The following is a 21955-nucleotide window of genomic DNA, read 5'->3' as shown; positions in this document are numbered from 1 at the left end:
CACCGTCGATGGACGAGCGGCGCACGACAGGCGAACGAAACGGTTTCGTACACATGACGGTACTCCCGTGCCGAGCGAAACGGCAACGTTTCGATGGTGGCCTGCGTCACTCCGCGCCCCCGCACCGCCCCGCTTCACCGCCCCTCGCCCGCGATGGCTCGATGAGGCGGCCCGGCCCCGGGCCGAGTTGCCGCGGTCCGCCCACGCCGAAACGATGGGTGAGTGAGCGACGCAAGCGAGGCCGTCGGGCCGCATACGGAGACGAACCCCGCCCTGCCTCATGGCCGGTTGCGCCGCATGCCCGCCCCGCCGGGCCCGCCCCCCGGCTCCTATCTGCGCTACCCCCACCTGCACGGCGACACCCTCTGCTTCGCCGCCGAGGACGACCTGTGGGTGGCCCCGATCGCGCCGGACGGCGAGGAGCCGGGCCGCGCCTGGCGGCTGACCGCCGACCGCACCCGCGTCGGCCACCCCCGCTTCTCCCCCGACGGCCGGCACATCGCCTTCACCACCTGGCGCAGCCTCGACCCCGAGGTGCACCTCGCCCCCGTGGACGGCGGCCCGGCCCGCCGGCTGACCTACTGGGGCAGCACCGACGCCCGGGTCTGCGGCTGGACGCCGCCCGACAAGGACGGCAACAGCCAGATCCTGGCGGTCTCCTCGCACGGCCAGCCGTTCTCGTACTACTCGTGGTCCTACACCCTGCCGACCGACGGCGCCCCCGGCGGCCAACTGCCCTGGGGCCCGGTCTCCGACATCGCCGTCGCCGACATCGACGGGGAGCACCTCACCCTGCTGCTGAGCGGCAAACCGCCGCACGAGCCGGCCGCCTGGAAGCGCTACCGGGGCGGTGCGATGGGCCGGATGTGGCTGCACGGCACCCGGCTGATGCCGGATCTGAAGGGGCATCTGGACGCGGTGATGTTCGTCGGCGGCCGGATCGCGTTCCTCTCCGACCACGAAGGCGTCGGCAACGTCTACTCCTGCCTGCCCGACAGCACCGACCTGCGCCGGCACACCGATCACGCCGACTTCTACGCCCGGCACGCCTCCACCGACGGCTCCCGCATCGTCTACCAGTGCGCGGGCGACATCTGGCTGATCGACGACCTGGGCCCGGCCGCGAAACCGCGCAAGCTGGCGGTGCGGCTCGGCGGTCCCCGGACCGGCCGCCGCACCTACCAGGTCCCCGCCGCCTCACACGTCACCTCGCTCGCCGTGGACTCCACCGGCCGGGCCAGCGCGGTCGGCGTCCGTGGCAGCCTCTACTGGCTCACCCACCGCGACGGGCCCGCCCGCACCATCCACGACATCCCCGGGGTCCGGGTCCGGCTGCCCGAAATGCTGGGCTCCAGCGGCCGGATCGCGTACGTCACCGACGCCGAGGGCGACGACACCATCGAGATCGCCGACCTGCCCCGGGCCAGCGGCGGCGGCGAGCCGCGCCGGCTGGCGTCCGGGGAGCTCGGCCGGGTGCACGAGATGGTCTCCTCGCCGGACGGCGAGCGGCTCGCGGTGGCCTCGCACGACGGCCGGCTGCTGCTGGTGGATGTGGCCCGGCCGGAGACGGACGGCGAGCGCGAGACGGGCGCCACGGCAGCCCCGGCGAGCCGGGGGGACACCGAGCGTGCGGACACCGCCGTTCCCGACGCCCCCGGCGCCCCGCCCTCCGTCGTCGCCGAGCTGATCCGCTCCGCCAACGGCCCGGTCCGCGACCTGGCGTTCTCCCCCGACTCGCGCTGGCTGACCTGGTCGCACCCCGGCATCGGCCGCTCGCTGCGGCAGATCAAGATGGCGCGGCTGTCCGACCGCACCGTCCTGGACGTCACCAACGGCCGCTTCGAGGACGAACAGCCGGTCTTCACCAGCGACGGCCGCTATCTCGCCTTCCTGTCCTGGCGCGGCTTCGACCCGGTCTACGACGTGCACACCGGCGATCTGTCCTTCCCCCTGGGCTGCCGCCCCTACCTCGTACCGCTCTCCTCCGCGACCCCCTCGCCCTTCGCGCTGTCCCCGGAGGGGCGGCCCGCGGCGGGCGGCCTCGACCCGGCGGAGAACCCGCCGGCCGGCGAGGGCCCGGTGCTGGTGGAGGTCGAGGGGCTGCCCGAGCGCGTCTCGCAGTTCCCGGTGGCGGCATCCAAGTACTCCTCGCTGCAGCCGGTCAGCGGCGGTGGTCTGGTCTGGCTGCGCTGGCCCATCTCCGGAGCGCTGGGCGAGACCTTCGCCAACCCCGACAACACCTCCGGCCAGCCCACCCTCGAACACTTCGACCTGACCAAGGCCAGGCGCACCGAACTCACCAGCTCCCTGGACTGGTTCGCGCTGAGCGGCGACGGTACCCGGCTGGTCATCAACGACGAGGGCGATCTGCGGGCGGTGCCGGCGAACGAGCAGCCGGACAGCGATTCCACGGTCTTCCTCGACATGCGGCGCATCCTGCACGACGTCGACCCGCCGGCGGAGTGGCATCAGGCGTACGACGAGGCGGGCCGGATCGTCCGCGCGTACTTCTGGGAGCCCCGGATGTGCGGCATCGACTGGGACGCGGTGCTGTCCCAGTACCGCCCACTGCTCGAACGGATCGCCTCCCCCGACGAGTTCGCCGATCTGCTGCGCGAGGTGCTCGGCGAACTGGGCACCTCGCACGCCTACGTCACCGGCGCCCGCCGCAACGAGGGCCCGCCGCACTACCAGCGCGCGATGGGCCTGCTCGGCGCCAACTTCGCCTGCCGGGAAGGCCGTTGGGTGCTGCGGCGGATCCTGCCCGGCGACTCGTCGGACTCCCGTGCCCGCTCACCGCTGGCCGGTACGGGCATCCGCGAGGGCGCCGCGCTGACCCATGTGGACGGCCGCCGGGTCGACCCGGTGGCGGGGCCGTTCCCGCTCCTGGCGGCGGCCGGCGGCACCACCGTCGAGCTGACCTTCGCCCCGGCCGACGGCGGACGCCCGGCCCGCCGGGTCGCGGTGGTCCCGCTCGTCGACGAACGGCCGCTGCGCTACCAGGACTGGGTGGCCAAACGCCGCGCCGTGGTACGGGAGTTGAGCGGCGGCCGGTGCGGCTATCTGCACATCCCCGACATGGGCGGCTCCGGCTGGGCGCAGTTCAACCGCGATCTGCGGATGGAGGTGTCGCGGGCCGCGCTGATCGTGGACGTACGGGGCAACGCCGGCGGCAACATCTCGGAGCTGGTGATCGAGAAGCTGACCCGCACGATCATGGGCTGGGACCTGACCCGCGACGCGCAGCCGGTCTCCTACACCAGCAACGCGCCGCGCGGCCCGGTCGTCGCGGTCGCCGACGAAATGACCTCCTCCGACGGCGACATGATCACCGCAGCGTTCAAGCTCCAGGGCATCGGCCCGGTGGTCGGCATGCGCACCTGGGGCGGCGTCGTCGGCATGACCGGCCGGCACCGGCTCGGCGACGGCACCTCGATCACCGTGCCGATGAACGCCGCCTGGTTCCGGCTGTACGGCTGGGGCGTGGAGAACCACGGCGTCGAGGTCGACATCGAGGCACTGCGCTCCCCGCTCCACTGGGCCGAGGGCCGCCACCCGCAGCTCGGTGTCGCGGTCCGTACCGCGCTGGACCTGCTGGAGCGCCACCCCGCGGCGATCCCGCCGGACCTCACGAACGTGCCCGACCTGCGCCGCCCGCCCCTCCCGCCCCGCGCGAGCTGATCCGGCCGCGAGAGCCGAGCCGTTGCCCCGTCGGATCCGTCGGTCCGTCCGATCCGTCTGCCAGGGCCCCGGCGGACACGACGAACGGCGACGAGAAAACGACGAGAGGCGCACCCGGACTCGTGATCCGGGTGCGCCCGCCGTCTTCAGCGCATGCGTTCAGGACATGCCGGACTCAGCGGTCCATGTTCCTCTGGGCGTCGTCCAGCGACTCCCGGCCCGGCTCGCGGGCCTGACGGGCACGGTCGCCGTCCTGCCGGCCACGCTCGCCGCCCTGCTGACCCTGCTCGCCGCCCTGCCGGCCGCGCTCCTGGGGCGCACCCTGGCCACGCTCCTTGGCGTCGCCCATCTGCTTCTCCGCCTGCTGCTTGAGCTGGTCGGCCTTGTCCTTGAACTGGTCTGAGAGACCCATGCTGTTCACTCCTGTTGGGGTGTGTGTGGATCGGGCTCGACCAGCCTTGCACGAGGTGACATACCTCGCATTTCGATCATCCGTCGGGGGCTAACGGTCCGTCCTGGCCTTCTCGTCGGCCTCGCCGCCGGCGCCCACCAGCCCGACGCGCATCCCGTCCACCCGGCTCCCGAAGCGGCGCATCTCCCGCTGGCCCACCGACCCGATGACCGACGGCAGATAGCCGCGGACCGACTGCATCCCACGCAGCCACCACTGGCCGTAGACATGGGCGGAGCGGCGCTCGATGCCCATGACGATCCGGTCGACGGCCGGGCCCAGCGGATACGTCTTGTTCGACGGCCACGGCAGCCGCGCCCGCAGCTCGCGCATGATGTCGTCCTGGTCGGCGCCGCGCACCATGTCGGTGTCGGTCCAGCTCAGATAGCCGACGCCGACCCGTACGCCCTTGTAGCCGACCTCGGCGCGCAGGCTGTGCGCGAACGCCTCGACGCCCGACTTGGACGCGCAGTACGCGGTCATCATCGGCGCCGGGGTGATGGCGGCCAGCGAGGCGATCTGCAGGAAGTAGCCGCGGGACTCCATCAGGACGGGCAGGAAGGCGCGTCCGGTGACCGCGCCGCCGATGAGGTTGACCTCGATGACCCGCCGCCAGGCGACCGGGTCGGAGTCGACGAACGGGCCGCCGGTCGCGACGCCGGCGTTGGCGACGACCGCATCGACCTTCCCGAAGCGGTCCTTGACCTCGCCGGCGATGCGGGCCATCGCCTCGTGGTCGGTGACGTCGGCGTGCCAGTGGTGCGCCGGGCCGTGCAGCGAGGCCGCGACCGCGCGCAGTTCGTCCGGCTCCAGCCCGACCAGCGCCAGGGTCGCGCCGCGCGCCGACAGCTTCCGGGCCAGCAGCTCGCCGACCCCGCGCGCCGCGCCGGTCACGACGATGACCTGACCGGTCAGGTTCTTGCGTGCGCTCATGCCGCCTTCTCCTTCTTCTGCCGCTTGCCCCGGGGTGCGGTGCCGTCGGTCTGCTCGGCCGGGGTGGCCAGGTGGTCCCGGACGAGGGCGCGCAGCCGCCCGCTGACCGCGTCCGGTTCCTCGATGGGCGTCATGTGCCCCCGGCCGGGCAGCTCGGTCACCCCGCGGCAGTCGGGGAGTACGGAGGCCAGCCGGCGGGCGTGCACGATCGGGGTGAGCCGGTCGGCGGTGCCCGAGACGACGGCCGTCGGCATCTCCAGGCGGGCCAGTCCCCCGGTCAGTTCGAGACCGGCCAGCACCTTGCCCCAGCGGGAGCGCACCCCCGGCGGGCAGGCGTGCACGATCCGCGCGCAGGCCTGGATCTGCTCGGCGGTGGCGCCGGCGCCCATCGTGGCGTATTTCAGGGCCCATTTGGCGACCGGTGAGACGGGGCCGAGAGGGGCGCGGGAGCGCAGCATCAGGCGGTGTGCGCGGCGCCGGCCGGCCGGGCTGCGCAGCGGGAACACCCGTGATTCGGCGGCCAGTTCGGCGCTGCCGGTGCTGCACAGCAGGGCGGCCGCGGCGCGTGCCCGCAGCTGCGGCCGGTCGGCGGCGGCCATGATCGTCATGCCCCCCATGGAGTGGCCGCCGACGACGGCCCGCTCGCCCGGCTCCAGCGTCGCCTCCAGGACGGCGACCAGGTCGTCGGCGAGCGCGCCGGTGCTGTAGCCGCCGGGCCCGGCGGCCGGGCTGCGGCCGTGGCCGCGCTGGTCGTAGACGATGACCTTGTGGTCGTCGGCGAGGTCGCGGACGACCGGGGCCCAGAAGGCGGTGGAGCAGGTCCAGCCGTGTGCGAGCACGACGGCGGGGGCATCCTTCGGCCCGTGGATCTCGGCGTACAGCCGGGCGCCGTCGGCCGAGGTGACGGTCAGCTCCTGGCGCGGCGCCGGGGGCGCGTACGGCCCGCTGGTGACACTCTTCGCGCGGCTCATGCGGCTACCTCCGTGGAGTCGTCGATGCCGGTGCCCGCGGCGCCGGCGGTGGGTTCCGTGGACGGCGCGGCGGCCGGGCGCCGCAGCACTTCGTACTCGGCGAGGTCGACCTGCCGGGTGACCTTCTTGAACTCGGCGGTGGTGCCCGGCCAGGCCGTGGTGTTGCGCCCGTTGGCGTCCAGGTACCAGCTGTCGCAGCCGCCGGTGTTCCACACCGTGCGCTGCATCCGCCGCTGGATCGTGCGGGTCCACTCCTGCACGGCGGCCGGCCGGGCGGAGAGCGCGATGCGGTCGCCGAGGACGTCGAGCTGGCGCATGTAGTCGCACAGGTAGTTCAGCTGGGCCTCGATCATCAGGATCATCGAGCTGTTCCCCAGGCCGGTGTTGGGCCCGATGATGGTCAGGAAGTTGGGGAAGTGGGCCGCGCTGGCGCCGCGCAGCGACTCCATGCCGTCCTTCCACTCCTCGGCCAGGGTCATGCCGTGGGCGCCGGTGACCCGGTGCGCGATCGGCATGTCCGTCACATGGAATCCGGTGCCGAAGACGACCGCGTCGACCTCCGTCTCGCTGCCGTCGGAGCCGATGAGGGTGTTGCCCCGCACCTCCTTCAGGCCGGACGCGACGACGTCCACATTGGGCTCGGCCAGCGCCGGGTAGTAGGCGTTGGAGAGCAGGATGCGCTTGCAGCCGATGCGGTAGTCGGGGGTGAGCTTGGCGCGCAGCTGCGGGTCCTTGACGGCCCGCTTCATGTGGTTGCGGCCCAGGAACTCGATCATGCCCAGCTCGTTGGGGCGCTTGGTGAAGGCGCTGACCTGGAGTTCGCGCAGGCCCCACAGCAGGCCGCGGCGGGCGGCGCGGGTCGCAGGGACCTTGGCGTGCAGCCACTTCTCGGCGGCCGAGATCTTCCGGTCGGCGCGCGGCAGGACCCAGGCCGGGGTGCGCTGGAAGAGCGTGAGCTGCTCGACGTCCGGCTGGATGGCGGGCACGATCTGGATCGCCGAGGCACCGGTGCCGATCATGGCGACGCGCTTGCCGGTCAGGTCGTAGTCGTGGTCCCACTGCGCGGAGTGGAAGACCTTGCCGGGGAAGGTGTCGAGCCCGGGGATGGCCGGGATCTTCGGGTCGGACAGCGGCCCGGTCGCCGAGACGACGACGTCAGCGGTCAGCGGCCCGCTCGCCGTCTCGATCTCCCACCACAGCTCCTCGTTGCTCCACCGCATGCTCTGCACTTCGGACTGGAAGCGGAGGTGCGGGCGCAGCCCGAAGGTGTCGGTGACGTGTTCCAGGTAGCTGCGGATGTGTGGCTGGCCGGAGAAGTTGCGCGGCCATTCCGCGTTGGGCGCGAAGGAGAACGAGTACAGGTGCGAGGGCACATCGCACGCGCATCCGGGGTAGGTGTTGTCCCGCCAGGTGCCGCCGACGGAGTCGGCCCGTTCCAGGACCACGAAGTCGGTGATCCCCTGGCGGCGCAGGCGCACGGCCGCCCCCAGACCACCGAATCCTGATCCGATCACCGCCACCCGCACGTGCTTGTGCTTGCGCTCGCCCATGCCGCCGCCTCCCGAGTTCGCCTCGCTCGTATCGACCCGCCGGCCGTCCCGGCCACGTCACCCGTATCAGGTATTCCACCGGATCCCGGATCACCCGGATCAATCGCGCCAGCAATCACTGGCACGATTGGAGAGTAGGCCAGCCACGTACCGAGCGGTAGGGGGTGGGCGCCAGGAAGTTACCGGCGGTCTCACCTCGGCCCCGCGCCCCGCCCCCGGCATAGGCTGAGCGTGTGGCAGCGAACCAGAACCCGAGCGAGCAGACGGACGAGCGCGCGACCGGACACCCGGACCAGGAAGGCACGGAGCCCCGGGCGCGCGAATTCCGGATGGCGGAACTCGCAAAGGAAGCCGGCATCACCGTCCGGACGCTGCGCTTCTACCGCGAACGCAAGCTGATCCCGCCGCCGCGCCGCGAGGGCCGCATCGCCTGGTACAACGACCACCACCTCGCCCGGCTGCGGACCATAGGCGGCCTCCTGGAGCGCGGCCACACCCTCGGCGGCATCGCCGAACTCCTCTCCGCCTTCGAATCCGGCAGGGACGTCGGCGAAGTCCTCGGCCTGCAGAGCGCCATCGTCTCGCCCTGGTCCGAGGAGACCCCGGTCCGCCTGACCCCCGAGGAGCTGGCCGACCACTTCAGCGGCGAGGTCACCGTCGAGAACCTCGCCGCCTCCATGGACATCGGCTATCTCGCCGTGGACGGCGACGAGTTCGTGCACATCAGCCGCCGCCTCCTGGACGCCTCCACCGAACTCGTCGACAAGGGCATCCCGCTGGCCGCCGTCCTCGAAGCCGGCCGCCAGGTACGCGTCCATGCCGACGCGCTCGCCGACCTCTTCACGAACCTCATCCGCACCCACGTCCTCGACGACATCCTCGACCGCACCGCCGCGGGCGAGCCCCCGGCCCCGCACGAGGTCGACCGCATCGCCGAAACCATCGAGAAACTCCGCCCCGTCTCCAAGGGCGTCGTCGAGGCCGAGATGTCCATGGCCATGGACCGCCGCGTCCGCGCGGAGCTTGAGGAGTGGGTACGCGCACACGGCTGCGCGGAGGAGCAGGGCCCCGACGGGCCCGCGGACACCCCCCGCACCGGGCCCTAGCCGGGCGCGCGAACCCTAGCCGAGCGCGCCCTCGAAGACCACCGTCACCGGCGCGTGGTCGCTCCACCGCTGGTCGTAGGCCGCCGCGCGCTCCACGAAGGCCTTCAGCCCGCGCCCCGCCAGGCCCGGCGTGCACATGGCGTAGTCGATCCGCCATCCCGCGTCGTTGTCGAAGGCGCGGCCCCGGTAGGACCACCACGAGTACGGCCCCGCGACGTCCGGGTGCAGCGCACGGACGACGTCCACATAGCCGCCCTTGTCCGCGTCGAGGACCTCCGACAGCCAGCCGCGCTCCTCCGGCAGGAAGCCGGACTTCTTCTGGTTGGCCTTCCAGTTCTTGAGGTCGGCCTCCCGGTGCGCGATGTTCCAGTCGCCGCACACCACGACCTCGCGCCCGTCCGCCGCCGCCCGCTTCCGCAGGCCGACGAGGTAGGGCAGGAACTCCGCCATGAAGCGTTCCTTCTCGTCCTGGCGCTCCGTACCGACCTCGCCGGACGGCAGGTAGAGGGAGGCCACGGTCACACCGGGCAGGTCCACCTCGGCGTACCGCCCGCTGTCGTCGAATTCCGCCGACCCGAAGCCCACCTGGACCCGGTCCGGTACGCGCCGCGTGTAGAGGGAGACCCCGGCCCGCCCCTTGGCGGCCGCCGGCGCGTGCACGGTGTGCCAGCCCGCGGGCTCGCGGACCTCGTCGGGCAGCTGGCCGGCCTCGGCCCGTACTTCCTGCAGGCAGACGACATCGGCGTCGGTCTCCGCCAGCCACGGCACGAAGCCCTTCTTGGCGGCGGCGCGCAGCCCGTTCACATTCACAGAGGTCACAGTGAGCATCCCGGCACGATACCGATCCCGGAAGCCTCGTCGCGCCGCCCGTCCACCCGCCCGTACGCTTGCCGAAATGGAGATACGTCCGGTCCGCTACGACCACCCCGACGCGATCAAGCTCAACGAGCTGGTCCAGCAGGAGTACGTACGCCGCTACGGCGACCCCGACAAGACCGTGCTCGACCCGGAGATGTTCGCGCCGCCGAACGGCACCTACCTCCTGGCGTACGAGGACGCGATGCCGCTGGCCACCGGCGGCTGGCGGCGGAACGAGAACCTCGCCGAGGGCTACGCCGTGGGCGACGCCGAGATCAAGCGGATGTTCGTGGTGACCGAGGCGCGCGGGCGGGGCCTGGCCCGGCGGATCCTGGCCGCGCTGGAAGCGGACGCCCGCGCCGCCGGCCGGACCCGCATGGTGCTGGAGACCGGCACCCAGCAGCCGGAGGCGCTGGCGCTGTACGCCTCCAGCGGTTATGCCCCCGCCGAGAAGTTCGGGTTCTACCGCGCCTACGAGGACAGCCGCTGCATGGCGAAGCCGCTCACGGACGCCTGACGCCGGCTGACGAACGCGCTGGTGGCCCGGCCGCCCCCGTCCCTTGTTGACAGGCGTCCGGGCCCCTCTTCATACTCATTCCACTAATCAACTAGCTAAAGGGGGGATCCGGATGAGCAACCCGAGCCCATGGGCGATCGAGGCCAACGGACTGGGAAAGAAGTACCGCCGCGGCTGGGCACTGCAGGACTGCTCGTTCCGGCTCCCCGCCGGCCACGTCTGCGCCCTCGTCGGCCCCAACGGCGCCGGCAAGAGCACATTCCTGGGCACCGCAACGCGGCTGGTGCAGCCGACCACCGGCACCCTGAAACTGTTCGGCGTCCCGATCTCCGACCCGGCCGTCCTGGAGCGGGTCTCCTTCCTCGCCCAGGACAAGCCCCTCTACCCGCGCTTCACCGTCGCCGAGACCCTCCGCCTGGGCCGCGAACTGAACCCGCGCTGGGACCAGGCACTGGCCGAGCGGATCGTACGGGCCGGCAATGTGCCCTTCGACGCACGGATCGGCACCCTCTCCGGCGGCCAGCGCACCCGTGTCGCCTTCGCGCTCGCCTTCGGCAAGCGGCCCGCCCTGCTGCTGCTCGACGAGCCGATGTCCGACCTCGACCCGCTCGCCCGGCACGAGATGTCCGGGCTGCTGATGGCCGAGGCCGCCGAGCACGGCACGACCGTGCTGATGTCGTCCCACATGCTCTCCGAGATGGAGGACATGTGCGACTACCTCGTCGTCCTCGCCGAGGGCCGGGTGCGGATGGCCGGCCAGACCGAGGAACTCGTCCCCGCGCACCTGCTGGTGACGGGCGTGACCGAGGACGGCGTCGTGCCCGAGGAACTGCGCCGCCGGCACACCGTCGTCGAAGCCCGCATCTCCGGACGGCAGTTCCATGCCCTGGTCCGGCCCTCCGGCCCGCTCTCCGACAGCTGGGAGGCGCTCCCCCCGAGCATGGAGGAGGTCCTGCTGGCCTATCTCCGCTCATCCGACGCCCCCACCCTGATCTCCGACGAGGCACGCGTCGAGGACCATGCCCACGACGGCAGGGCCGCATGAGCACGGCCGGCGGTACGAGCACCGCGAACGGGCCGGACACGGGCGACGCGGGTCTCGCGGCGGCGGGCGGTGCGACGGGCGAAACCGGCGCGGGCGGCACCGGGCGGCGCACCCTGCTGCGCGGACTGCCCTGGCTGGTGTGGCGCCGGCACCGCGGCGCGTTCCGCGTCGGCCTGCTCCTCACCGTCGCGGGCTGCGCGCTCTTCGCGTACCAGCGCATCGGGGTGATGGACTACCTCAACGCCCATGGCGTCACCCCCGACTCCAAGGGCAGGCTGCTCATGGAGTTCCAGGACAAGTTCAACGAGCTGTTCAGCAGCGACGCCCAGTTCCTGGCCTCCCTGCCCGCCCTCACCGCCGTCTTCCTGGGCGCACCGCTGATCGCCGGTGAGCAGGAGAGCGGCACCATCAAGCTGGTGACCACGCAGTCGGTCGGCCGCACCCGGTGGCTCGCCGCCACCCTCGGGCTGCCGCTGGCCCTCGCGGTGCTGTGCACCGCCCTGCTGACGGCCGCCTTCACCTGGCTGTGGTCCCCGGCCCACGAACTGGCGATGTTCGGGGACTGGCTCGGCGGCGGCGCGTTCGAGTCCACCGGCCCGGTCCTCGTCTCCATGACGCTGTTCCTGACCAGCTGTGGTATCGCCATCGGCATGCTGATCAAGCGGGTGGTCCCCGCGATGGCGGTCACCGCCGTCGTCGCCGTGGTGACCTCGGTGATCTGGACCGAGAAGGTACGCGTCCATCTCGGCACGCTGCGCAACCTCGTCTACCCGTACCACGCGCACACCCCCGATGTGCCCCGCGGCGCCGTACGGGTCGACAACTGGGTCTCCACCGCCGACGGCAAGCTCTTCGGCTACGGCACCTGCAGCAACGGTGGCAAGGCGTGCCTGGCGGAAAAGGGCATCGTCAACCGTGTGGACCAGTACTTCGACTACTCCCAGATGGCGGGGATGCAGTGGCTCGGCGCCGGATTCCTGCTGGCCCTGACCGCCCTCGTCCTCGGGTTCGTCGTGTGGCGCGCCCGCCGGCGGCCGCTCTGAACCGCACGGCGCACGCACCCGACGGTCCCCCGCACACGCCGGGTGGCGCTTTGACACCCGGCACGGGCGGCCCGATCATCAAGCGGTCGGGCAGCGCGCCCCCATGGGCGGGGGCAACAGCGGCACGGGCGGAAGCAGTGCGGACGGCAGCGGTTCGTGCGGAAGCAGCAGAGAGGTGGTGAGCGTCGTCGAGTTCCGTATCGACCGCCGTAGCGGCGTCGCCACCTACCTCCAGATCGTCCAACAGGTCCAGCAGGCACTGCGGCTGGGCATCCTGGTCGAGGGCGACCGCCTGCCGACGGCCGCGCAGGTGGCGGCCACGACCAAGGTCAACCCGAATACGACCCTCAAGGCGTACCGCGAGCTGGAGCGCGAGGGCCTGGTCGAACCCCGGCCCGGCCTCGGCACGTTCGTCAGCCGTTCGCTCGCCCGGCCCAAGTCCGCCGCGGACGCCCTGCTGCGCGAGGAGCTGCGCTCCTGGATGGACCGGGCCCGCACCGAGGGCCTGGACCGCGAGGACGTACAGGCCCTGCTCAACTCCGTTCTCCAGGACCGCTACCCGGACGGCTGAGCGGACACGGACGCGGGCGGCCGCAGACCCGCCCGCGTCCGCTTGACCCTCACCCGACGTCAGCCCCCACCCTGAGCCCAGGCATCACGCACCACCACCGGCACGAAAGGCGCCGCCATGGGCAAGGGCACAGATACGGATTCCGGACCGACTACGGGTACCGGCATGGGTGCGAGTACGGGCACGGGCTATTCGGTCGGCCAGGTCTCCGGCTTCGCCGGGGTCACCGTGCGGACCCTGCACCACTACGACACGGCCGGTCTGCTCTCCCCCAGCGGCCGCAGCCAGGCCGGCTACCGCCTCTACAGCGACGCCGACCTCGCCCGCCTCCAGCAGATCCTCTTCTACCGCGAGCTCGGCTTCCCGTTGGACGAGATCGCCGCCATCCTCGAAGACCCGCAGGCCGACGCCCTCGGCCACCTGCGCGCCCGGCACCGCCTGCTCACCGATCAGATCGGCAAGCTGCGGCGCCTGGTCGAGGTCGCCGAGCAGGCCATGGAGGTCCAGCAGACCGGGGTACGGCTGACGCCCGAGGAGCGCTTCGAGGTCTTCGGCGAGATCACCTTCGACCTCAGCTACGCCACCGAGGCCCACCTGAAGTGGCAGCACAGTGAGGGCCACCAGCGCGCCATCGCGCGGGCCGCCGCCCACTCCAAGGAGGACTGGGCGCAGCTGATGGCCGAGGCCGCCGAGTGGCGCCGGCACCTGACCGCCGCGTACGACGCCGGGGAGCCCGCGGACGGCGAGCGGGCGAGGGACCTCGCGGAGCAGCACCGGCAGCACATCAGCCGCTGGTTCACCGCCTGCCCCACCGATATGCACTGCCGCATCGCCGACGACTTCACCGCCGACCCCCGCGCCTTCGCCCTGGTCGTCCCCCCGACGGAACAGCGCCCCCGCCTCGCCCCCTACCTCCGCGGCGCCATCCACGCCAACGCGGCCCGCCGCCCGGCCCGCGAGCCGGACGCGCACGAGCCGAGCGGCCACGCTCCGCGCGCCCACGAGAAGGACGCCCCGCAGTGAGAATCCTGCTCACGGCCGCCGGATCTTACGGTGACATCGCCCCGTACACCGGTCTCGGCGCCCGGCTCCACACCGCCGGCCACGAGGTCACCCTCGCCACCCACCGCACCTACGCCCCTCTCGTACGCGCCGCCGGCCTGCACTTCCGCAGCCTGCCCGCCGACCCGCGCACCACCGGCCCGGACGCGACCGCCCGGACCCCGGCCGGCCACCCGCCGCGCGCATCCCGCCACGGCCAACGGGACCTGATGCGCCGGGCCGCCACCTTCATCCGCCACCTGGGCGACGGCCTCGCCGACGCCGCCGAGGCCACCCCCGGCACCGAACTGCTGCTGCTCTCCACCACCACGGCCCCGCTCGGCCGCCACCTCGCCGAGGCCATGGACATCCCGTCCCTGCACCTGCCCCTCCAACCCACCGCCCCCACCGGCGACTTCGCCCCCGTCATCAGCGGCGGCCGCTCACTGGGCCGCTGGGGAAACCGCGCCTCCGGCCACCTCTCGCTACGCGTCGTCGACCGCCTCTACGCCGGCGCGGTCCGCGATCTGCGCGCCCGCCTCGCCCTGCCGCCCACCACGCCCCGTACGCTCCGCCGGCACGCCACCGCAACCGGCCGCCCCGTCCTGCACGGCTTCAGCGAGGCCCTGGTGCCCCGCCCCGACGACTGGCATCCGGACCTGAAGGTCGTCGGAAACTGGTGGCCCTGGCACGCCCCCGACGCCCAACTCCCCACCCACATCGAAGAGTTCATCGCCTCGGGCCCGCCACCCGTCTTCATCGGCTTCGGCAGCATGGCGTCCGGCCACGGCGAACGGCTGAGCGCCCTGGCGGAACGCGCCCTGCGCCGCGCGGGGCTCCGCGGCATCCTCCAGTCCGGCTGGGCCCGCCTCACCCCTCCCACCGGCTCTGCCGCGTCCCCCGACCTCCTCACCATCGACGAGGTCCCGCACGCTCTCCTCTTCCCCCGCATGTCCGCACTCGTGCACCACTGCGGCGCGGGCACCGCCGCCGCGGGACTGCGCGCGGGCGTGCCCACCGTCCCCGTCCCGGTCACCGCCGACCAGCCCTTCTGGGCCGCCCGGCTGGCATCCCTGGGCGCCGCCACCACCCCGCTCCCCCTCCGGTCCCTCCTCACCGGCGCCCCCTCCGACGACGCCGCCGTGACCCGCCTCGCCGAAGCCCTCACCCAGGCCACCACCACCCCCGCCCTCCGCGTAGGGGCTGCCCGCGCCGCCCGCCGCATGGCGTCCGAGGACGGCGGCGACGCGGTCCTCGCAGCAGTCGCCGCCCAGCCGTCCTGACACCCCGTGGCCACCCGGCCCGCCGCCCGACCCCGTTCACCGATACGTGCACACCTACGGCGCGCCGCGTATCCCCGCCCCCACCTCGCCACATGCGCCGCCACACCGCCCCGCCGGCACTCCTCCGTTCGGCGGCCCGCCGACCCGCCCCCGGATGCGCCCGCCCGCCACAAGGCGTGGGCTCGCCTCTATGACCACGTCACTCCGCACACGCAAGCCTCTTCGCCGCATGCTCCTGCTCGCCCTGGCACCGGCGGCGATCGGAACCACCCTCGCGCTGACGGCCCCCGCGCCCGCCGTCGCCGGCTCCCCCGCCACCTGGACCCGACCCACCACGGCCCGCTACCAGGTCAGCGCGGCCTACGGGATAAGCGGCACCTGGCTGGCAGGCCACCACACCGGCGTCGACCTCGCCGTCCCCACCGGAACCCGGATCAGATCGGTGAGTTCCGGCACCGTCGTCCTGGCGAGGACCTCCGGCGACTACGGAAAGGCCGTCACCATCCGCATGTCCGACGGCAACTACACCCTCTTCGGCCACCTCTCCCGCATCACCGCCCACGTCGGCCAGAAGGTACGCGCCGGCACCCCCCTCGGCTACAGCGGCGCCACCGGCCGCGCCTTCGGCCCCCACCTCCACTTCGAGGTACGCACCGCCCGCGGCTACGGCTCCGACATCAACCCCCGCACCTACCTCGCCCACCACGGCGTCCACCTGCCCCGGTGACCACCCCGACCGGGCACGCGCCAACGCCCCCGGAAACGACGAATTCCCGCCCGATCAATGATCGGACGGGAACTCAGTTGCGCGGTGGACCTGAGGGGACTCGAACCCCTGACCCCCTCGTTGCGAACGAGGTGCGCTACCAGCTGCGCCACAGGCCCTTGCGACGAGTGAAACTCTAGCATCTCGGTCGCGGTGCTCGGAAATCGCTTCCGGTGCTGGTCAGCCGAGGGCTGTCACTCGTTCGCCGCCCGCGGTCGGTCCTCGTCCTCGTACTGGTCGAAGAGCGGGGTGCGGCCGCGGGTGCGGCGGCCGGGGGTGGCCGGGCGGTCGTGCTGGGGTGCCTCCGGCGGGGCCTGGTCGGGGGCGGCGCTGGAGCGGGCGGAGCTCCAGGCGTCGTCGGCTTCCAGGTCGACGTGGCTGGTCGCGCGCGGGGCGACGGGGGCGGTGACATACGTCGGGAGAGGTACGGGCACCGGCTCCCAGCTGCCGGACGCGGGGCGCGGGTGGTCGCGTTCGCGCTGCTGGTCGACCCACTCGGCGTGGTCGGTCTCCTCGACGAGGGCGCGGCGGCCCGCGGTGTGCGCGGGGGCCGCGGGGCGGTGCGGCTCGGGGGCGGCCTCGGCGGGGGTGTCAGCGCGAAGGTCGGCGGGGTGGTCGGCGGCGGGCGGCTGGTCGGCCGCCTGGTGAGGGCGGGTTCTGCCTTCCCGCAGTCGCTGCGCTGCCGCCTCCGCCTTGCGCTGGTCCATGGTGAAGGTGAAGCGCCGCCGCTCCTGGGCCCGGAGGTAGACGATGTAGGCGGTGAGGAGCAGGGCGGGCAGGGCCGGGGCCCAGAGGAAGGCGATACCGCCCACCGCGGCGACGATGGCGCCGATGGTGAAGGCGAGGAAGAGGACCGTGATGGTGCGCCGGCGGCGGGCCAGGACCTTGGCGCGCTTGGTCCGCTCGGCGGCGGAGGGGCGCGGGGCGGCCGGGATGCGGGGCTGCGGTGCGGCGGCGGGGGCCACGGGGTCGCTGAAGGGCCGGGCGTCGTCCGCGTCGGTCGCGGCGTCCGCTTCGCCCGGATCCTGCTCGTCGCGCGCATCGCCGGCGGGGCACTCCTCCTGCCCCTTGGCGTAACGGCGTTGCATGGCCGCACGACCGGACAGGAGCCGGATGGCAGTGCTGAAGCGCTCGGTCGGACGGGCCTCGTTGAGCTCGTCCTGCCTACGGAGCCACATCGGCACCAAATAGGCGGCCCAGGCCCCGACGATGACTGCGTAGATGAGGCCGCTGCTTCTCACGACTCACACGGTAGAGGGGTTTGCGTGGGGCCATCCGCCAATTGAGCCGGTGTGTCGCACGATCTGGCTGATATCTCGAACTTTTTTTGTGATTGTTGAGATCAGCTGGCTACGAATCCGGCCAATCGGCTGTCTATTTCGAACATATATTTTATTTGTGGGGTGTGCCGGGCGTGCTGGGCTTCTGCCGCCGCCAGCGGTTGAGCAGCCCCTCCTGCGCCTCTTCCGCGGTCAGCGCGAATACCGCGTGGTCGCGCCAGGCACCGTCGATGTGCAGATAGCGCGGCCTGATGCCCTCGTCGCGAAAGCCGAGTTTCTCCACCACGCGGCGGCTGGGAGCGTTCTCCGGCCGAATACAGATCTCGATGCGGTGGAGTCCGACGTAGCGGAAGCAGTGATCGACGGCGAGCGCGACGGCGGTCGGGATGACACCCCGTCCGGCCACTTCCCGGTCGACCCAGTAGCCGATGTGGCCCGAACACATGGACCCCCACGTGATCCCGGCGACCGTCAACTGGCCGACGAGTTGGCCGCGGTATTCGACCACGAACGGCAGCATGCGGCCGGCGTGTGCCTCGGCGCGCAGATGGCGGACCATCTGGCGGTAGGTGGGGCGGTGCGGCGGGGGAATGCCGGGCGGGGGCGGCGGGATGGTCGCTTCCCAGGGGCGCAGCCAGTCGCGGTTGCGGCGGTTGACCTCGCGCCAGGGCCGTTGGTCGCGCAGCTTTATCGGGCGGAGGCAGATGTCTCCGTCCCTCAGGACCACCGGCCAGGTCGCGTTCAGCTCGGGCTCCCGGACGGTCTGGGGTGGTCGCCGCCGCGCATCTGGTCGACGGCGTGCGGGAGGAGGTCGGCGAGGACCGTGAGGCCGTCGCGGACTCCGCCGGTGGAGCCGGGGAGGTTGACGATCAACGTGCGGCCGGCGACTCCGGCCAGTCCCCGGGACAGTGCCGCGGTGGGGACCTTGGCGCGGCCGGCGGCGCGGATCGCCTCGGGGATGCCCGGGACCTCGTGGTCGAGGACGGCGCGGGTGGCTTCCGGGGTGCGGTCGGTGGGTGACAGGCCCGTGCCGCCGGTGGTCAGGATGACGTCGTAGCGGGCGGTGGCGACGGCGGCGCGCAGGGCGGCGGCCAGCGGGTCGCCGTCCGGGACGACCTGCGGGCCGTCGACCTCGAAGCCCATGGCGGCGAGGCCTTCGGCGAGCAGCGGCCCGCCCTTGTCGGCGTAGACACCGGCGGCGGCGCGGTTGGAGGCCGTGACGACCAGGGCCCGGGGAGCGGCCGGGGGCGCCGGGGTGGTCATGTCCGTGTCCAGTCGCCGGACTTGCCGCCGGTCTTCGTCTCGACGCGGATGTCGGAGATGACCGCGGCCTTGTCGACGGCCTTGACCATGTCGACGACGGTGAGGGCGGCGACGGAGACCGCGGTCAGCGCCTCCATCTCGACGCCGGTGCGGTCGGTGGTCCTGACCGTCGCGGCGATCTCGACGGCGTCGTCGGTGACCGTGAGGTCGACCGTCACGCCGGAGACCGCGAGGGGGTGGCAGAGCGGGATCAGGTCCGGGGTGCGCTTGGCGCCCATGATGCCGGCGATCCGGGCGGTGGCCAGGGCGTCGCCCTTCGGCACGCCCTCGCCCCGCAGCAGCTCGATGACCTGCGGCGATACGAGGACGCGGCCGCGGGCGGCAGCTGTGCGGGCGGTGACGTCCTTCGCGGAGACGTCGACCATCCGTGCCGCGCCCGCCGCGTCGAGATGGGTGAGGTGTTGCTGGCCGCTGCTCATCGTTCTCCCGGTCCGGACTGCCGCCTGTGCGACGACACCGTACCCGCAGCGGGCGGGCGTCACATGGGCAGGAGACGCCTCGCCCCGGCCGGCGCCGGTCCGGCTAGCCGAGGAGCACGACGTCGACGGTGGTGCCTGCGGCGACCTCGGTGGTGTCCTCCGGGACGATGATCAGGGCGTTGGCGTGCGCGAGTGCCTTGATGAGGTGCGAGCCGGTGCCGCCGACGGGGGTGACCCTGCCGGTGTCCGCGTCGTAGGAGCCGCGCAGGAACTGCCGCTTGCCGCGGGGCGAGGAGGCGATGGCGTCGGTGCATTCGGCGGCGGTGGTGGCGCGGTGGACCTCGGCCAGTCCCATCAGGGTGCGGATGGCGGGGCGTACGAAGATCTCGAAGGAGACGTAGGAGCTGACCGGATTGCCGGGGAGCGCCAGGATCGGGGTGCGGTCGGGGCCGATGAGTCCGAAGCCCTGGGGCTTGCCGGGCTGCATGGCGAGCTTGCGGAATTCGACCTGGCCGGTGACGGAGGTCCGGCCGCCGTCCGGGTCCGCGGAGAGTGCGGTGAGGGTCTCTTTGACGACGTCGTACGCGCCGACGCTGACGCCGCCGCTGGTGACGAGGATGTCGGCCCGGATGAGCTGGTCCTCCAGGGTGGAGCGCAGCGTTTCGGGGTCGTCGGCGACGGCGCCGACGCGGTAGGCGATGGCGCCGGCGTCGCGGGCGGCGGCGGTCAGCTGGAAGCTGTTGGAGTCGTGGATCTGGCCGGGGCCCAACGCCTCGCCGGGCTGGATGAGTTCGCTGCCGGTGGACATCACGACGACGCGGGGGCGCGGACGGACCCGGACCGTGCCGCGGCCGATGGCGGCGAGCAGGCCGATCTGGGAGGGGCCGAGCACGGTGCCGGCGCGCAGCGCGGGCTCTCCCGCGCTGACGTCGCTGCCGCGGGCGCGGATGTGGGCGCGCTCGGCGACCGGGCGGTGCACGCGGACCTCGCCGGCGGCGTCCTGGGGGGCGGAGCTGTGGGCGCGCATCCCGGCGGCCGGGCCCTCGCCGGTGCCGCCGTCGGTCCACTCGACGGGGACGACGGCCTCGGCGCCGGGCGGCACGGGGGCGCCGGTCATGATGCGGGCGGCCTCACCGGGGCCGACGGACGGCAGCTCACCGCTGCCCGCCGCGACGTCGCCGATGACGGTGAGGGCGGCGGGGAACTCCTCGGTGGCGCCCGCGACATCGGCGACGCGGACGGCGTAGCCGTCCATGGAGCTGTTGTCGAAGGGCGGCAGGGAGACGGGGACGGTGATGTCCTCGACGAGGACGCAGCCCTGGGCGTCGAGGAGTTGCAGCTCGATCGGCTCCAGGGGGCGGATCTTCGCCAGGACGTCGTCGAGGTGCTCGGCCACCGACCAGACGCGGTCCTGGTAGCTGGTCTGGCCGGTGGTGCCGTTCAACGTCTTACATCTCCTCGGTGACGTAACTGCGCAGCCAGGACCGGAAGTCCGGGCCCAGGTCCTCACGTTCGCATGCCAGTCTGACAATGGCACGGAGGTAGTCGCCACGGTCACCGGTGTCATAGCGGCGCCCCTTGAAGATGACACCGTGCACGGGGCCGCCCAGCGCCGGGTCGGCGGCCAGCGACTGCAGGGCGTCGGTCAGCTGGATCTCGCCGCCGCGGCCGGGGTCGGTCTTGCGCAGCACCTCGAAGACGGCGGGGTCGAGGACGTAGCGGCCGATGATGGCGAGGTTGCTGGGGGCTTCGGTCGGGTCGGGCTTCTCGACGAGGTCGGAGACCTTGACGAGGTCCTCCTCGCCGGTGGGGGCGGCGGCCGCGCAGCCGTAGAGGTGGATCTGCGCCGGGTCGACCTCCATCAGGGCGATGACGGAGCCGCCGTGCTCTTCCTGGACCTCGACCATGCGCTGGAGCAGGGGGTCGCGCGGGTCGATGAGGTCGTCACCGAGGAGGACGGCGAAGGGCTGGTCACCGACGTGCGGGGCGGCGCAGAGGACGGCGTGGCCCAGGCCCTTGGGGTTGCCCTGCCGTACGTAGTGCATGGTCGCCAGGTCGCTGGATTCCTGGACCTTGGCGAGCCGGGATTCGTCGCCCTTGCGGTGCAGGGCTTCTTCCAGCTCGTAGTTGCGGTCGAAGTGGTCTTCGAGGGGGCGCTTGTTGCGGCCGGTCACCATCAGGACGTCGGAGAGTCCGGCGGCGGCCGCCTCCTCCACCACGTACTGGATGGCGGGCTTGTCGACCACCGGGAGCATCTCCTTGGGGGTGGCCTTGGTGGCGGGGAGAAACCGGGTGCCGAGGCCGGCTGCCGGGATGACAGCCTTGCTGATCCGCGTGTGCGATGGAGTCATGCGCGACACCATAACCGGCCCTATCGGAACGATGATGAGGCTTGGGTTAATAGAGCATGAGAGCGGGAGCAAGGGCGCACAGTGAGCGTTGATCACGATAGAAAGCGCAGGTTGCGGCGGGATCTCCTGGAGGTGAGGAGAGCGTTGCCGCCGGATGTCATCGCGGCGGCGGGGGCCGCGCTGGCGCGCCGGACCCTGGAGCTGGACGAGTTGCGGGCGGCGGGCGGAGGCGGTGCGGCGCGCGGCGCGCCCGAGGGGGAGGAAAGCCCCATTCCGGTCGCCGAGTTGACCGTCGCCGCGTATGTGTCGATCGGTGCCGAGCCGGCCACCGGGCCGCTGCTGGAGGGGCTGCGGGCGGCCGGGGTGCGGGTGCTGCTGCCCGTATTGCTGCCGGACAATGATCTGGACTGGGCGCCGTACGAGGGCCCCGACCGGCTGGTGAAGGCGGGGCGCGGGCTGTGGGAGCCGGCCGCCGCGCCCGTGGGGCCGGAGGCCGTCACGGCCGCCGATGTGGTGCTGCTGCCGGGCCTGGCGGTGGACCGCCGGGGGCTGCGGCTGGGGCGGGGCGGCGGCTCGTACGACCGGGTGCTGGCGCGGTTGGAGCTGGCCGGGGTGGATCCGGCGCTGGTGGTGCTGCTCTACGACACCGAGGTGCTGGCCACGGTCCCGGCCGAGCCGCACGACCGGCTGGTGCACGCGGCTCTCACGCCGTCGGGGGTGCACCGGTTCGCGCGGCCGGGCCGGACGGACAGCTGAGGGCCGGCGG

The 21955-nt window shown here is 72.8% G+C and carries 21 protein-coding genes and 1 tRNA gene; 10 read left to right on the top strand and 12 right to left on the bottom strand.

Annotation, left to right across the window (positions count from 1 at the left end):
- The first annotated feature begins 297 nt into the window (after positions 1-297).
- The gene (locus ACIRQ7_RS26410; RefSeq protein WP_404265298.1) at positions 298-3681 is read left to right on the top strand and encodes a S41 family peptidase; all 3384 of its coding nucleotides are present in this window, start codon (positions 298-300) and stop codon (positions 3679-3681) included.
- A 175-nt stretch (positions 3682-3856) separates the two neighbouring features.
- Here ACIRQ7_RS26410 and ACIRQ7_RS26405 read toward each other — a convergent pair whose 3' ends face one another.
- The 4 genes from ACIRQ7_RS26405 to ACIRQ7_RS26390 form a co-directional block, all read right to left on the bottom strand.
- Positions 3857-4093: a hypothetical protein gene (locus ACIRQ7_RS26405; protein ID WP_404265173.1), complete on the bottom strand. Its 237-nt coding sequence runs from the start codon at positions 4091-4093 to the stop codon at positions 3857-3859.
- A 90-nt stretch (positions 4094-4183) separates the two neighbouring features.
- Positions 4184-5065: an SDR family oxidoreductase gene (locus tag ACIRQ7_RS26400; protein WP_404265172.1), complete on the bottom strand. Its 882-nt coding sequence runs from the start codon at positions 5063-5065 to the stop codon at positions 4184-4186.
- Entirely contained in the window at positions 5062-6036 is a 975-nt protein-coding gene (locus ACIRQ7_RS26395) for an alpha/beta fold hydrolase (protein WP_404265171.1), read from the bottom strand. Before ACIRQ7_RS26395 ends, ACIRQ7_RS26400 begins: the two co-directional genes overlap by 4 nt.
- Positions 6033-7586: a flavin-containing monooxygenase gene (locus ACIRQ7_RS26390; protein ID WP_404265170.1), complete on the bottom strand. Its 1554-nt coding sequence runs from the start codon at positions 7584-7586 to the stop codon at positions 6033-6035. The genes ACIRQ7_RS26395 and ACIRQ7_RS26390 overlap by 4 nt, the downstream gene beginning before the upstream one ends.
- A gap of 329 nt (positions 7587-7915) precedes the next feature.
- Between ACIRQ7_RS26390 and ACIRQ7_RS26385 the strand changes: the two genes are divergently transcribed.
- Positions 7916-8692: a MerR family transcriptional regulator gene (locus ACIRQ7_RS26385; RefSeq protein WP_404265297.1), complete on the top strand. Its 777-nt coding sequence runs from the start codon at positions 7916-7918 to the stop codon at positions 8690-8692.
- A gap of 15 nt (positions 8693-8707) precedes the next feature.
- On the opposite strand, the gene ACIRQ7_RS26380 is transcribed toward ACIRQ7_RS26385, so the two are convergent.
- Entirely contained in the window at positions 8708-9520 is an 813-nt protein-coding gene (locus tag ACIRQ7_RS26380; protein ID WP_404265169.1) for an exodeoxyribonuclease III, read from the bottom strand.
- A gap of 67 nt (positions 9521-9587) precedes the next feature.
- Here ACIRQ7_RS26380 and ACIRQ7_RS26375 point away from each other — a divergent pair, with 67 nt between their 5' ends.
- The 7 genes from ACIRQ7_RS26375 to ACIRQ7_RS26345 all read left to right on the top strand — a co-directional run bounded on the left by ACIRQ7_RS26375 (position 9588) and on the right by ACIRQ7_RS26345 (position 15777).
- Complete coding sequence (locus tag ACIRQ7_RS26375; RefSeq protein ID WP_404265168.1) at positions 9588-10067, top strand: GNAT family N-acetyltransferase; 480 nt, start codon at positions 9588-9590, stop codon at positions 10065-10067.
- A 112-nt stretch (positions 10068-10179) separates the two neighbouring features.
- A complete protein-coding gene (locus tag ACIRQ7_RS26370; protein ID WP_404265167.1) occupies positions 10180-11112 on the top strand; it encodes an ABC transporter ATP-binding protein in 933 nt (310 codons plus the stop codon).
- Positions 11109-12155 carry an ABC transporter permease subunit gene (locus tag ACIRQ7_RS26365; RefSeq protein ID WP_404265166.1) on the top strand — a complete coding sequence of 349 codons (1047 nt, stop codon included), beginning with the start codon at positions 11109-11111 and terminating at the stop codon, positions 12153-12155. Before ACIRQ7_RS26370 ends, ACIRQ7_RS26365 begins: the two co-directional genes overlap by 4 nt.
- A gap of 175 nt (positions 12156-12330) precedes the next feature.
- Positions 12331-12726: a GntR family transcriptional regulator gene (locus tag ACIRQ7_RS26360; protein ID WP_404265296.1), complete on the top strand. Its 396-nt coding sequence runs from the start codon at positions 12331-12333 to the stop codon at positions 12724-12726.
- A 165-nt stretch (positions 12727-12891) separates the two neighbouring features.
- Positions 12892-13749, top strand: coding sequence for a MerR family transcriptional regulator (locus tag ACIRQ7_RS26355; protein WP_404265165.1), 858 nt, complete (start codon positions 12892-12894; stop codon positions 13747-13749).
- Positions 13746-15050: a glycosyltransferase gene (locus ACIRQ7_RS26350; RefSeq protein ID WP_404265164.1), complete on the top strand. Its 1305-nt coding sequence runs from the start codon at positions 13746-13748 to the stop codon at positions 15048-15050. The genes ACIRQ7_RS26355 and ACIRQ7_RS26350 overlap by 4 nt, the downstream gene beginning before the upstream one ends.
- Before the next feature lie 229 nt (positions 15051-15279).
- Complete coding sequence (locus ACIRQ7_RS26345) at positions 15280-15777, top strand: M23 family metallopeptidase (RefSeq protein ID WP_404265163.1); 498 nt, start codon at positions 15280-15282, stop codon at positions 15775-15777.
- 85 nt (positions 15778-15862) lie between these two features.
- On the opposite strand, the gene ACIRQ7_RS26340 is transcribed toward ACIRQ7_RS26345, so the two are convergent.
- The 7 genes from ACIRQ7_RS26340 to galU all read right to left on the bottom strand — a co-directional run bounded on the left by ACIRQ7_RS26340 (position 15863) and on the right by galU (position 21189).
- Positions 15863-15935 (bottom strand) — tRNA-Ala (locus tag ACIRQ7_RS26340).
- Positions 15936-16010: 75 nt separating this feature from the next.
- Positions 16011-17057, bottom strand: a complete 1047-nt coding sequence (locus tag ACIRQ7_RS26335; RefSeq protein ID WP_404265162.1) for a hypothetical protein — start codon at positions 17055-17057, stop codon at positions 16011-16013.
- A gap of 151 nt (positions 17058-17208) precedes the next feature.
- Positions 17209-17823 (bottom strand): GNAT family N-acetyltransferase, encoded by a 615-nt coding sequence (locus ACIRQ7_RS26330; RefSeq protein WP_404265161.1) that lies wholly within the window; start codon positions 17821-17823, stop codon positions 17209-17211.
- Between the two features lie 14 nt (positions 17824-17837).
- Positions 17838-18359 (bottom strand): molybdenum cofactor biosynthesis protein B, encoded by a 522-nt coding sequence (locus ACIRQ7_RS26325; protein ID WP_404265160.1) that lies wholly within the window; start codon positions 18357-18359, stop codon positions 17838-17840.
- Positions 18356-18838: a cyclic pyranopterin monophosphate synthase MoaC gene (moaC, locus tag ACIRQ7_RS26320; protein WP_404265159.1), complete on the bottom strand. Its 483-nt coding sequence runs from the start codon at positions 18836-18838 to the stop codon at positions 18356-18358. Before moaC ends, ACIRQ7_RS26325 begins: the two co-directional genes overlap by 4 nt.
- A gap of 103 nt (positions 18839-18941) precedes the next feature.
- The gene (gene glp, locus ACIRQ7_RS26315; protein WP_404265158.1) at positions 18942-20282 is read right to left on the bottom strand and encodes a gephyrin-like molybdotransferase Glp; all 1341 of its coding nucleotides are present in this window, start codon (positions 20280-20282) and stop codon (positions 18942-18944) included.
- A gap of 4 nt (positions 20283-20286) precedes the next feature.
- Entirely contained in the window at positions 20287-21189 is a 903-nt protein-coding gene (gene galU, locus ACIRQ7_RS26310; RefSeq protein WP_401472706.1) for a UTP--glucose-1-phosphate uridylyltransferase GalU, read from the bottom strand.
- A 111-nt stretch (positions 21190-21300) separates the two neighbouring features.
- Here galU and ACIRQ7_RS26305 point away from each other — a divergent pair, with 111 nt between their 5' ends.
- The gene (locus ACIRQ7_RS26305; RefSeq protein ID WP_404265157.1) at positions 21301-21945 is read left to right on the top strand and encodes a 5-formyltetrahydrofolate cyclo-ligase; all 645 of its coding nucleotides are present in this window, start codon (positions 21301-21303) and stop codon (positions 21943-21945) included.
- Positions 21946-21955: the final 10 nt, after the last annotated feature.

This window comes from Streptomyces sp. NPDC101393 (genome assembly GCF_044767385.1).
Classification (GTDB): Bacteria; Actinomycetota; Actinomycetes; order Streptomycetales; family Streptomycetaceae; genus Streptomyces.
Note: the sequence above shows the minus strand (reverse complement) of the source record. Positions and strands in the feature narration are given on the sequence as shown.